Genomic DNA, 12,650 nt, shown 5'->3' on the forward strand with positions numbered 1-12,650 from the left:
TCGCAGTTTGCCTGTCAGTCACGTCGCAAACTGCTGGACATCGCTTTATCACAGGACCTAATCTCTCCTCTGTGATGGTTCCGCCCCGACAAGACCGGACGGGCGGACGAAGAGGGAATACGGTGAGGACTACCCATCAGGGGCCGAAACCGTGGCTGCCCCCGCAACTGTGAACGGCGAGCGACGTCCGAAAAGCCATTGGCCTTGAGCTGATAAGGCGGACCGAAGCCCTGACCCGTGAGCCAGGAGACCTGCCATCGCTTGGCGCCGTGAACGCGGCATTCACTCTCCCGCGCGGTGGGCGCGGACGAAAGGACATAGTTATGCATATTGAACCCGGCGTCGTGGACGGCGCCAAACTCGCTTTAAGCTACGCGACAGCAGCACTCTCCTTCGGGCTTGTCGGCAAGATGGTTGTGGACGACCTCAAGGCGAAAGCGACCCCGACCGGTCTTGCGGCCAGGACCTTGATCACGACAGCTCTCGTCTTCTCCTTCTTCGAAGTCCTGCCCCATCATCCGGTCGGCGTCTCCGAAGTGCATCTCATCCTCGGCTCGACACTCTTCCTGATCTTCGGTGCCGGCGCAGCCTCGATCGGCCTGGCTCTTGGCCTCCTGCTCCAGGGGCTATTGTTCGCGCCGTTCGATTTGCCGCAATACGGGATGAACGTCACGACACTGATCGTGCCGCTCTTTGTCATCAGCCAGCTCGCCGCGCGGCTTATTCCGGAAAAGAAGGCATATGTGGATGTCGGCTATAAGGATGCACTTGCACTATCCACGGCCTATCAGGGCGGGATCGTCGCCTGGGTCGCCTTCTGGGCGCTCTACGGCCACGGCTTCTCGGCTGAGAGCCTCTCAAGCATCGCAACCTTCGGTGCCGCCTATATGATGGTGATCCTGGTCGAGCCGCTCGTCGACCTTGCCGTGCTCGCCGCCGCCAAGTCGCTTCGGCAGGCGACGGACAACGGCCTCTTCAACGGTCGCCTGCATCGCGCAGCCGTCTGACCACCTTTGATATAGAAAGCGCATGGGCAAGCCTCATGCGCTTTTTCTTTGAAACCGCCGCCTCTTTCGGGTACCGCGGGACAACGGGCACACCGTCAAACTTGCCACAGCCGACGAGACATCGAGGACATCCATGCGCATCCTTTCCGAAGCCCATTATCCGGAACTGCCGAACTACTATCGCGGCAAGGTGCGTGAGAACTACGATCTTCCAGACGGCAGCCGCATCATCATCTCGACGGATCGTCTGAGCGCCTTCGACAGGATCCTCACCTGCATTCCCTATAAGGGTCAGGTTCTGACCCAGACGGCACGCTACTGGTTCGAAAAAACCAGCGACATCTGCCCGAACCACGTCATCTCCTATCCCGACCCCAACGTGGTGATCGGAAAGCGTCTGGAGATCCTGCCGGTCGAGATCGTGGTCCGTGGCTACCTCGCCGGCACCACCGGGACATCGATCCTCACGCTCTATAAGAAAGGCGAGCGTGAGATGTACGGGATCACCCTGCCAGACGGCATGCGCGACAACGAAAAGCTCCCGACCCCGATCATCACGCCGACGAGCAAGGAATTCGACGGTGGCCACGACGAACCGCTGACGCCCGCCGAGATCGTCGAGAAGAAGCTTTTGACGGCCGAGCAGTGGGAAACGCTCTCAACCTATGCATTGGCCCTGTTTGCCCGTGGCCAGAAGCTTGCCGCCGAGCGCGGCCTGATCCTCGTCGACACCAAATATGAATTCGGCACGGACGAAAACGGCACGATCATCCTTGCCGATGAAATCCACACCCCCGACAGCAGCCGCTACTGGATTGCCGACAGCTACCAGGCGAGCTTTGAAAAGGGAGAGCGCCCGCAGAGTTTCGACAAGGATTTCGTCCGCGCATGGGTCGCCGAACGTTGCGATCCCTATGTCGATGCCATTCCGGAAATTCCGGCGTCACTGGTCGAGGAGACGTCGAAGGTCTATATTAGAGCGTTCGAAGCGATCACGGGGCTGCCGTTCCAGCCTGATGACAGTGGCGAAAGCCCCTTCGCCCGTATCCGCCAAAATCTGGCCTCGTACTTCCCCTGAGAAAGGTGGCCCCATGGATCAGGACCCTCGCGCACGATCTGGCGCATGCTGCCCCAACACGGGTGCCGGCGCTCCCGTGCGTCGTCCGCGCCGGCCCGCTGAGGAGACGCGCGAAGAGATCCTGAATACCGCCGAGAAGCTTTTCCGGACCCATGGCTATGCCAGCGTCACGATCGCGGACATTGCAGCCGAACTGTCGATGTCGCCGGCCAATGTCTTCAAGCATTTTCGCACCAAGACGAGCCTTGTCGACGCGATCGCCACCCGCGCGATCGAACAGACGCTGCATGCGTTGAAGGCGCTTGCGAGCGACAAGCCCGCATCAGAACGGCTTGCCGCCCTCGCCCATCATTTGATGCAGGAGCATCTCGCCGAGCAAAAGGATGCACCCTTCGTTTTCGAGATGATCCTGGTAACGATCAACGAGGAACTCGATTGTGGCGATCGGTTCCGCGAAATCGTCGTCGGCATGATCGCGGAAATCATCCATGCCGGCATTCGCGAAGGCGTCTACCATGCAGACGACGTGCCGCGATTGGCAAACGCATCCTTTGATGCACTCGCCTGTGTCATCCACCCTGTCATGACGGGGATGGAGAAGGCTGGCATAATGGCAACACGTTGTCGGGAAGTCGTTGGCCTGATCGATGCTGCACTGCGGTCGCCACTTGCAAAGTGACGATTGTTTATTTACGTCACTTCGACTGATGAGAACCGTGTCCCTCGGATGCGCCCCCTCTCGCCGGCTTGCCAGCCCCTGAATCCAGTGGCGCTGGTCCCTGACTCGTAATGTTCTGTGACCTTTCTCAGTGGGATCCCTTGATGCGCCCAAGCTTCAGACTTGCCTCCGCCATTCTCGTTTGCACCGCGGCCCTGGCGGGTTGCTCCGATCAGGGAACGGCTGACGGCGGCGCCGCGGCGTCTGGCGGCGAACGCCCGCCTGCAGCGGTGAGCGTTCTGGTGATGAAGAAGGCGCCGCAGCCGTTGACCAGCACGCTGCCTGGACGCGCAACCGCCTTCCAGACCGCAGAAATTCGCCCCCGCGTCAGCGGCGTTATCAAGGAGATTGCCTTCAAGGAAGGCAATGAGGTTCAGGCGGGCGATCTGCTCTACAAGATCGAAGACGACACGTACCGCGCCGCCCAGGCCCAGGCTCAGGCAAGCCTGCAAAAGGCTGAGGCCGGCGTCCCCACCGCCCAATCCAATCTTGCCCGCCAGGAACGGCTCGTCGGCAGCGGCGCCACCCAGGTGGAACTCGAGAATGCCCGCGTGACGCTTCTGCAGGCAGAGGCCGATGTCGCCCAGGCAAAGGCTGCGCTGCGCTCTGCAGAGATCGAGCTTGCCCTCACGGAAATTCGCGCCCCCTTCGAAGGCGTGACCACCGCATCGCGCTACTCGGTGGGTAACGTCGTCACGGCGAACCAGACCGACAGCCTTATGACCTTGCGCCGTCTCGATCCGATCTACATCGACCTGACGGAATCGAGCGTCAATCTTCTTCGTCTGCGTGAGGCCATCAACTCTGGCCGCATCAACCGCAACGAAAACGGCGCGGCCGATATCCGGCTGACGCTTGAAGACGGCCACGAATACCCTGTTGTCGGCAAGCTCGACATGTCGGAAATGGCGGTCAGCCTGACGACCGGCACCTATTCGATCCGTGCCGTGTTCGACAATCCCGATGGCCTTGTCCTGCCGGGCATGTATGTCCGCGCCACCGTGACCGTCGGCACGGAAGACGGCTTCCTGATCCCGCAGCGGGCTGCCACGCGCAGCGCCAATGGCGAGCTTTCGGCAAAGTTCGTCACAGCAGAAAACACGGTCGAGACCCGGATCTTCGACGAAGCACAGGTTTCCGGCAACAACTGGCTCGTGGCCAGCGGCATCAATGATGGCGACAAGCTCATCGTCGACGGCTTCCAGTGGATTGGTGACGGCGCCCCCGTCCAGCCGGTAGAGGCACAGATCGACGAGAACGGGATCGTCCAGGAAACTGCGGCGCCGGCTGCCGCCCCTGCTGCACAACCCTGATTGTGCGACAGACCAGGCAACCGAGGCGTAGAGGATAACCCATGGCCCAGTATTTCATTCGACGCCCGATCTTTGCATGGGTGATCGCGATCATCATCATGCTCGGCGGCGTGCTCGCAATCTCGACACTGTCGATTTCGCAGTACCCGGAAATCGCACCGACAACCGTACAGATCTCCGCAAGCTACAACGGCGCAAGCGCAGAGACGGTTGAGAAATCCGTCACATCGATCATCGAAGACGGCATGACCGGCCTCGATGACCTGACATATATGACGTCATCGTCGAGCACCGGCTCCGCCTCCGTTTCGCTGACCTTCGGCAACTCGATCGATCCGGAAATCGCCCAGGTCCAGGTGCAAAACAAGTTGCAACTCGTCCAGTCGCAGCTGCCGGATATCGTCCAGTCGGCCGGCATCTCGGTCACGCGCTCGACCTCGAGCATCCTGCTCGTCGGCGCACTGGTCTCGACCGACGGTGCACGCAGCAACGTCGAACTTGGCGATATCTTCTCCTCTCAGATCGAGGATCAGATCAAGCGTCTGGAAGGCGTGGGCAGCCTGGAAGTATTCGGCACCGGCTACGCCATGCGCGTCTGGCTCGACCCGTTCAAACTCAACAAGTTCCAGCTGACACCAACGGACGTGACCTCCGCCATCCAGGCGCAGAACACCCAGGTCTCCGTTGGCGCCCTTGGCAGCCAGCCGGCACCGGCGGGTCAGCAGCTGACGGTTACCGTCACCGCACAAAGCCAGCTGCAGTCCGTATCCGACTTCGAATCCATCATCCTGAAGACCGAGACAGACGGCGCCACCGTGCGACTGAGCGATGTTGCACGCATCGAGATCGGCCAGGAAAGCTACGCCACCAAGACCCGCTCCAACCGCAATCCGGCCACCGGTTTCGCTGTCAACCTGGCAACCGGTGCCAATGCCTTGGACACGGCAGAGCGCGTGAAGTCGCAGCTTGCGACGATTGCCCCTTCGCTGCCGGAAAACGTGGTCATCACCTATCCCTACGACACCACGCCCTTCGTGCAGCTGTCGATCGAAAAGGTCGTTCACACCCTGCTTGAAGCCATCGTGCTGGTCTTCGTGGTCCTGCTCGTTTTCCTGCAGAACCTGCGTGCCACCATCATTCCGATGATTGCGGTGCCCGTCGTTCTACTCGGCACCTTCGGCATTCTGGCGCTGACAGGCTACTCGATCAACACGCTCACCATGTTCGCCATGGTTTTGGCAATCGGCCTGCTCGTCGACGATGCGATCGTCGTCGTCGAAAACGTCGAACGCATCATGTCCGAGGAAGGACTGTCGCCGCTTGAAGCCACCCAGAAGTCTATGGGCGAGATCACCGGCGCCATCGTCGGCATCGCGCTTGTCCTGACGGCCGTCTTCATTCCGATGGCCTTCTTCGGCGGCTCCACCGGTATCATCTACCGCCAGTTCTCGGTGACCATTGTCTCGGCGATGCTGCTTTCGGCTGTCGTCGCCCTCGTTCTGACGCCGGCCCTTTGCGCAACGATGTTGAAGCCGGTCGACCACCACAAGCCCAAGGGCGGCCTCGGTGGCTGGTTCAACCGCAATTTCGATCGTGCGACCGGCGGTTATGTCTCGTCGATCGGCTATCTTCTCAACCGCCCTCTTCGGGTCATGCTGATGTTTGCAATTGTGATCGCTGGCATGAGCTGGTTCTTCATGCGCCTGCCCTCTTCCTTCCTTCCGGAAGAGGACCAGGGCGTGCTGATGACCATCGTCCAGCTGCCGAACGGCGCCACGGTCACGCGTACCGAAGAGATCATCAAGAAGATCGAGGACTACTATCTCGATCAGGAAAAGGACGCGATCCAGGACGTCTTCTCCGTCTCCGGCTTCTCGTTTGTCGGCGCTGGCCAGAACTACGCGCTGGTTTTCGCTAAACTGAAGGACTTCGAACTGCGCACAGACGCTCAGCTCGCAGCGCCTGCCGTCGTCCAGCGCGCCATGGGCTATTTCTTCACGCTTCGTGATGCGATGGTCTTCCCCCTGGCGCCGCCTGCGATCCCGGGTCTCGGCACCTCGAGCGGCTTCTCCATGTATCTGGTCGACAGCGGCAAGAGAGGCAACGAGGCGCTAACGGCCGCATCGCAGCAACTGATGCAAGCGGGCAGCGCCAATGCGAACGTAAGCTCGCTGCGCTCGAACAACCCGCCGGCGGAAACCCAGCTGAAGCTTCTGCTCGATCAGGAAAAGATGGGCGCCATGGGTCTCGACATTGCGACCGTCAACAGCATGCTGTCGACCATCTTTGCGGGTCGTGACGTCAACGATTTCACCCTCAACGGCGAGCTGAAACCCGTCTACGTCCAAGGCGACGCGCCTTACCGCATGCAGGAAACCGCGATCAACGACTGGCATGCCCGCAATGCCAACGGCGAGATGGTTCCCTTCTCATCCTTCATCGAGACGCAGTGGATCAGCGGCGCACCGACGCTGAGCAGGTTCAATGGAGTCGGTGCGATCTCGATGGAAGGTGCCGCCGGCGCCGGAGTGAGCTCGGGTGCAGCCATGGATACGATGGAGCAGCTGACGGCCGATCTGGGTGGTGGCTATACCGTCGCGTGGCAGGGCATCTCCTATCAGGAGCGCCTATCCGGTTCGCAGGCCCCCATGCTCTACGCGCTCTCGGTTCTGATCGTCTTCCTCTGCCTTGCGGCGCTCTATGAAAGCTGGTCGATCCCGTTCTCGGTCATTATGGCGGTGCCGGTCGGTGTTCTGGGGGCGGTGGCTGCGGCCTATGTCTTCGGCCAATCGAACGACGTCTATTTCAAGGTCGGTTTGCTCACGACGATTGGTCTCGCGGCAAAGAATGCGATTCTCATCGTGGAGTTCGCGAGAGATCGCCAAGGCCCCGGAATTAGTGTCATTGATGCAACACTCGAAGCTGCAAAGCTCCGTTTGCGTCCGATCATCATGACCTCGCTCGCCTTTGGTCTCGGCGTGGTGCCGCTGGCAATTGCCAAGGGTGCGGGCTCGGCAGCGCAGAACTCGATCGGTATAGGCGTGCTGGGCGGTGTCTTTACGGCAACAGCGCTCGGGATTTTCTTCGTACCGTCATTCTTCGTGATTATTCGCAAGATTTTCGGTGGTGCAAAACCGAAGGAAGTGCTGTCGTCGTGAAGATTGACAAACTATGTTAACCAACTAATGCGTAGGCTGCTGCGGTAGCCTACGTGTGTAAGTCGGTCGTTGGCTCGGGGTTAGAAAAAACCTCGTCGTGGCAAGACCGGGGGACTTTTACAGGAACACGTGATGCTCAAGATTCGTGCCGCCGCACCACTCGCAATGCTCCTCCTTTCCGGCTGTGTCGTCGGCCCGAATCATGAGGCGCCGCAGACGGCTCTCCCCGTCAAGTTTTCCGAAGGCAGCGCACGCGCGTCGGCCGACGTGACATTGGCTCCGTGGTGGACCGCCTTCAACGATCGCCGTCTGAACGGTCTGGTCGAAACAGGCCTCGGCCAGAACCTCGATGTGCTGCAAGCGATTGAGCGCATCACCTCTGCGGAAGCCAATTTTGAAGCCGCCGACTCTGCTGCGTTTCCGCAGCTGAACGTCTCGGCCGACCATCAGGTCTCGAGGACCAATGGCACTGGCGCGCTGGTTAGCCGTGACAGCGACACCACCAACACGACGAGCGGCACGCTCGGCGTGTCCTGGCTGATCGATCTCTTCGGCCAGTATCGCCGCTCCAAGGAAAGCGCGAAAGCGACGCTCGATGCAGCCTATGCAGGCGCCGATGTGGCGCGTCTGACGTTCCTCTCCAGCGTCGTGACGGCCTATGTCGATGCACGTTATTACCAGGAACGCATCGCGATCGCCCGCAAGAACCTGTCCTCGCGTAGGGAAACTCTGGAACTGACCCGCCTGCAGCTGGAGGCCGGCGCAGCTTCGCGTCTCGACGTTGTCCAGTCCGAAGGTCTGGTGAATTCGACCCTTGCTGAAATTCCGGCGCTTGAGATCTCCTTCCGCCAGTCGGTGCATCGCATCTCGCTGCTGCTCGGCCTGCCGGCAACCAGCCTGCTTGCCGACCTTCAGAAGGGTGCATCCCAGCCTTACGCCCGTCGCGGCGTGAATGCCGGCGTTCCGGCCGATCTGATCCGCAACCGCCCGGACATTCGCGCAGCCGAGCGCAATCTCGCTGCGGCCACCGCGGAAATCGGCGTTGCGGAAGCAGCACTTTATCCGTCGATCACCCTCAGCGGCTCGATTTCGCCGACTCTGGTCGCCACATCTGCGGCGAGCGGTAGCGCAACATCATGGGGTTTCGGTCCGAGCCTCAACCTGCCGATCTTTGATGCCGGCGCACGCCGAGCCAATATCAAGGCACGTGAAGCGGCGGCCCGCGAAGCCTATCTCGCCTGGAAGCAGACGGTCTTGAGCGCCGTTTCCGAAGTCGAGAACGCACTGGTCGCAGTCAGCCGCACCCGCCAGACGGTCTCGGCCCTGACATCTACCGTTCGCTCCTACGAGGAAGCACTCTCGCTCGCCACAGCGAGCTACCGTGACGGCGCCTCCTCGCTGCTCGACGTCCTCGATGCCCAGCGCAACGTTGCCAGCGCCCAGGCCAATCTGGCCCAGGCAGTTCAGCAGTTGGCAAATGGCTATGTCGCCCTCAATGTGGCGATCGGCGGCGGCTATGCATGGGACGGATCAAAGGCGGTCGTCGCCAGCAGGTAAGAGCCTCCGGCAAATACACGAAGCCCGGCACCAGAAACGGTCGCCGGGTTTTTCTTTGCCCGGCCTCAGAAGGTCGCAGGCGTGTTTATCCAGATGAGGACTGTCTCGCCACTCGAGATGTTGCGCCAGGAATGCGGCCTGCGGCTTTCGAAATAGAAGCTGTCGCCGGCATGAAGCTCGAAGAACTGGTCGCCGTCGAGGATGATCTCGAGGCTTCCGGAGAGCATGTGAATGAACTCCTCGCCCTCGTGCTGATAGGCACCCTCGCTCGACGCGCCCGGGGCAAGCTGGAAGCGGTTGCATTCCATCAGGTTGCGCCCCTCCGCCAGAACCTGGACGGCAACACCGGACGAGGTGGTCGGCCATGACGACCACTTGCCATCACGGATCAGGCTTTCGCCGCCCCTGCCCTCTTCCTGACCACTGAGCGACGCGAGTGTCGTGCCGAGATGCCGGGCGACTTCATGCAGAGCGGTGAAGGACAGCCCTTGCGAGGTCCGCTCGAAGGTCGAAAGCTGTGACACCGAAACGCCGGTTGCCTGGGCGACGGTTTCGAGCGTCTTGCCCGCTTCCCGTCTGAGGCGCCGCATTCGCGTGCCCGCTCTAATGTCGGAAGCGTCATCCTCGGTTTCGACGCCCTCTTCGTCGACATCAGGAGAAAACTCCCGCAGCGTCTCTCGGATTGCTGCCGGATTGAGTCCCTTCTCCGTGCGCAGCCAGGCGATCCGTTTCAGCCGATCTACCAGCGCCCGATCATAGACGCGCTGGCCCGTCGGTGTCCGGATCGGCTGGATCAGGTCCTGGCTTTCCCAGAGGCGAAGTGTCGATGGCGACACCCCCGCCATGCGCGCTGCCTCCGCAATCTTGAACCGGATATCGTCCACGCTGCCCTCAATCAAATGTCGCAGTCATGCGTGATAATGCCGATAAGGCATATTGCAAGTCTACAGAAAAAATGTAGGAAATATGTCACCGCGCGATTGCAGACCTCTGCAACGCCGCTGGCAACCCTTCGCACAGGACGAAAACGATGAAGAACGCCGAAATCTCAGCTCGCAAGAATGACGCCATTTCCCGCGGCGTCGGCATGACCACGCAGATCTATGCCGACAAGGCTGAGAATTCGGAGATCTGGGATGTCGAGGGCCGACGCTACATCGATTTTGCCGGCGGCATCGCTGTCCTCAACACCGGCCATCGCCATCCGAAGGTCGTCGAAGCCGTGAAGGCCCAGCTCGACCGCTTCACCCACACCTGCCACCAGGTCGTGCCCTATGAGAACTACGTCGCGCTCGCCGAACGCCTGAACAAAATGGTGCCCGGCAATTTCGAGAAGAAGACGATCTTCGCGACCACAGGCGCCGAAGCGGTCGAGAACGCCATCAAGATCGCCCGTTGCGCCACAGGCCGCACTGCCGTCATCGCGTTTACCGGCGGCTTCCACGGCCGTACCTTCCTCGGCATGGCGCTGACCGGCAAGGTCGTGCCCTACAAGGTCGGCTTCGGCCCGATGATGGGCGACGTCTTCCATGTGCCCTTCCCGCTCGAAATGCACGGCATCGACGTCGAGACCTCGCTTGACGTGCTCGACAAGCTGTTCAAGGCCGATGTCGACCCGAAGCGCGTCGCCGCCATCATCTTGGAACCCGTCCAGGGCGAAGGCGGCTTCTATGACGTCCCGCGCGCTCTGATGAAGGCCCTGCGCGAACTCTGTGACGAACACGGCATTCTCCTCGTCGCCGATGAAGTCCAGACCGGCTTTGCTCGCACCGGCAAGATGTTTGCCATGGAGCACTACGATGCCGTTCCGGACCTGACGACGATGGCCAAGAGCCTCGCCGGTGGCTTCCCGCTTTCCGCCGTCACCGGCCGCGCCGAACTGATGGATGCCCCTGGCCCCGGCGGCCTCGGCGGCACCTATGCCGGCAACCCGCTGGCGATCGCAGCTGCTCATGCCGTTCTTGACGTGATCGAAGAGGAAAACCTCTGCGACCGCGCCAACCAACTCGGCAACCGTCTGAAGCAGCGCCTCGAAGCCATCCGTGCCGATGTACCGCACATCATGGATATCCGCGGCCTTGGTTTCATGAACGCTGTTGAATTCAAGATCCCGGGAACCGACAAGCCGAATGCGGATTTCACCAATGCGGTGCGTCTGAAGGCGCTGGAGAAGGGCCTGATCCTTCTCACCTGCGGCGTCTACAGCAACGTCATCCGCTTCCTCGCCCCGATTACCATTCAGGACGAGGTCTTCAACGAGGCACTCGATCTGATCGAAGCTTCGATCCGCGAAGTTGCAGCAGGAGTCTGATGCATGACCATCTCGAACATTCTGACGGACAAACTCAAGGACCCGACGCTGGCAACCGACAAGTCACTGGCCGGCAACGAGTGGCTGGCCGCCAGCCAGTCGGGCAAGACATTCGAAGTGACCAATCCGGCCACCGGCGAGGTCATCGCCGTGCTCCCGGATCTGAGCAAGGCAGAAGTCGAAAAGGCGATCGATGCGGCTTATACCGCCCAGAAAGCCTGGGCCAAGAAGACCGGCAAGGAGCGTGCGGCCATTCTGCGCAAGCTCAACGACCTGATGGTTGCCAATGCCGACGACCTGGCCACAATCCTGACGATGGAAATGGGCAAGCCTTGGCCCGAGGCGCGCGGCGAAATCCTCTACGGCGCATCTTACGTCGAGTGGTTCGCCGAAGAAGCCAAGCGTGTCTATGGCGACACGATCCCGGGCCATCAGGCAGACAAGCGGATCATGGTCATCAAGCAGCCGGTCGGCGTCGTCGGGGCCATCACGCCGTGGAACTTCCCGAACGCCATGCTCGCCCGCAAGGTCGCCCCGGCACTCGCCGTCGGCTGCGCCATGGTATCCAAGCCGGCCGCCCAGACCCCGCTCTCGGCGCTGGCTCTTGCCGTTCTCGCCGAGCGCGCCGGTCTGCCCGCCGGTCTCTTTTCGGTGCTGACCTCCACCGATGCGGCCATGGTCGGCGAGGAGATGTGCGCCAACGACAAGGTCCGCAAGCTGACCTTCACCGGATCGACCAATGTCGGACGCATCCTGATGCGTCAGGGGGCGGATCAGATCATGAAGCTTGGCCTGGAACTTGGCGGCAATGCGCCCTTCATCGTCTTCGACGATGCGGATCTCGATGCTGCCGTCGAAGGCGCCATGATCTCCAAGTATCGCAATGCCGGTCAGACCTGTGTCTGCGCCAACCGCCTTTATGTCCAGTCGGGTATCTATGACGCCTTTGCTGAAAAGCTGGCAGAGAAAGTCAAACAGTTGAAGGTCGGCGATGGTTTCGCTGATGGCGTTACCACGGGCCCGCTGATCGACGCCAAGGCGGTCGAGAAGGTCAAGGAGCATGTGGCGGATGCTGTCTCCAAGGGTGCCAAGGTTGCTGTTGGCGGTGAGCCTTCTTCCGCTGGCGATCTGTTCTTCGAACCGACGATCCTGACCGGCGTCACCACCGCGATGAAGGTCGCGACTGAAGAGACCTTCGGCCCGGTTGCACCGCTCTTCAAGTTCGAGACCGAAGAAGAGGTAATCGAGCTCGCCAACGCCACCGAATTCGGCCTCGCTTCCTATTTCTACTCGAAGGACATCGCCAAGATCTTCCGGGTCGCGGAAGCGCTCGAATACGGCATGGTCGGCGTCAACACCGGCCTCATCTCGACTGAAGTGGCACCCTTTGGCGGCATCAAGCAGTCGGGCCTCGGCCGCGAAGGCTCGAAATATGGCATCGATGACTATACTGAGATCAAGTATATCTGCCTCGGCGGCATCGCCTGAACCATCTGAAATCCCCGGCA

General features: G+C 60.9%; 9 protein-coding genes and 1 riboswitch. Of the genes, 8 read left to right on the forward strand and 1 reads right to left on the reverse strand.

All coding sequences use genetic code 11. The features are described 5' to 3' along the window. Positions 1–58 precede the first annotated feature (58 nt). Positions 59–273, forward strand: a riboswitch (cobalamin riboswitch). A gap of 50 nt (positions 274–323) precedes the next feature. The 6 genes from D4A92_RS03375 (at position 324) to D4A92_RS03400 (ending at position 8,831) form a co-directional block, all read left to right on the forward strand. Further along, positions 324–1,007: an energy-coupling factor ABC transporter permease gene (locus D4A92_RS03375; RefSeq protein WP_203018097.1), complete on the forward strand. Its 684-nt coding sequence runs from the start codon at positions 324–326 to the stop codon at positions 1,005–1,007. 133 nt (positions 1,008–1,140) lie between these two features. Next, positions 1,141–2,085, forward strand: coding sequence for a phosphoribosylaminoimidazolesuccinocarboxamide synthase (locus D4A92_RS03380; RefSeq protein ID WP_203018098.1), 945 nt, complete (start codon positions 1,141–1,143; stop codon positions 2,083–2,085). A gap of 13 nt (positions 2,086–2,098) precedes the next feature. Continuing rightward, positions 2,099–2,764 (forward strand): TetR/AcrR family transcriptional regulator, encoded by a 666-nt coding sequence (locus D4A92_RS03385; protein ID WP_006728287.1) that lies wholly within the window; start codon positions 2,099–2,101, stop codon positions 2,762–2,764. 143 nt (positions 2,765–2,907) lie between these two features. Continuing rightward, complete coding sequence (locus D4A92_RS03390; RefSeq protein ID WP_203018099.1) at positions 2,908–4,116, forward strand: efflux RND transporter periplasmic adaptor subunit; 1,209 nt, start codon at positions 2,908–2,910, stop codon at positions 4,114–4,116. A 41-nt stretch (positions 4,117–4,157) separates the two neighbouring features. Next, on the forward strand, positions 4,158–7,274 hold the full coding sequence (locus D4A92_RS03395; protein WP_203018100.1) for an efflux RND transporter permease subunit: 3,117 nt from the start codon (positions 4,158–4,160) through the stop codon (positions 7,272–7,274). Between the two features lie 132 nt (positions 7,275–7,406). Next, positions 7,407–8,831 (forward strand): efflux transporter outer membrane subunit, encoded by a 1,425-nt coding sequence (locus D4A92_RS03400; RefSeq protein ID WP_203018101.1) that lies wholly within the window; start codon positions 7,407–7,409, stop codon positions 8,829–8,831. A gap of 65 nt (positions 8,832–8,896) precedes the next feature. Here the strand turns inward: D4A92_RS03400 and D4A92_RS03405 are convergent, their stop codons facing one another. Further along, the gene (locus tag D4A92_RS03405; RefSeq protein WP_425959388.1) at positions 8,897–9,676 is read right to left on the reverse strand and encodes a cupin domain-containing protein; all 780 of its coding nucleotides are present in this window, start codon (positions 9,674–9,676) and stop codon (positions 8,897–8,899) included. A 185-nt stretch (positions 9,677–9,861) separates the two neighbouring features. Between D4A92_RS03405 and D4A92_RS03410 the strand changes: the two genes are divergently transcribed. Continuing rightward, entirely contained in the window at positions 9,862–11,142 is a 1,281-nt protein-coding gene (locus tag D4A92_RS03410; protein WP_203018104.1) for a 4-aminobutyrate--2-oxoglutarate transaminase, read from the forward strand. Between the two features lie 3 nt (positions 11,143–11,145). Then, positions 11,146–12,630 (forward strand): NAD-dependent succinate-semialdehyde dehydrogenase, encoded by a 1,485-nt coding sequence (locus D4A92_RS03415; RefSeq protein WP_203018105.1) that lies wholly within the window; start codon positions 11,146–11,148, stop codon positions 12,628–12,630. The last annotated feature ends 20 nt before the right edge of the window (positions 12,631–12,650 follow it).

Source organism: Rhizobium rosettiformans (assembly GCF_016806065.1).
Taxonomy (GTDB): Bacteria; Pseudomonadota; Alphaproteobacteria; order Rhizobiales; family Rhizobiaceae; genus Allorhizobium.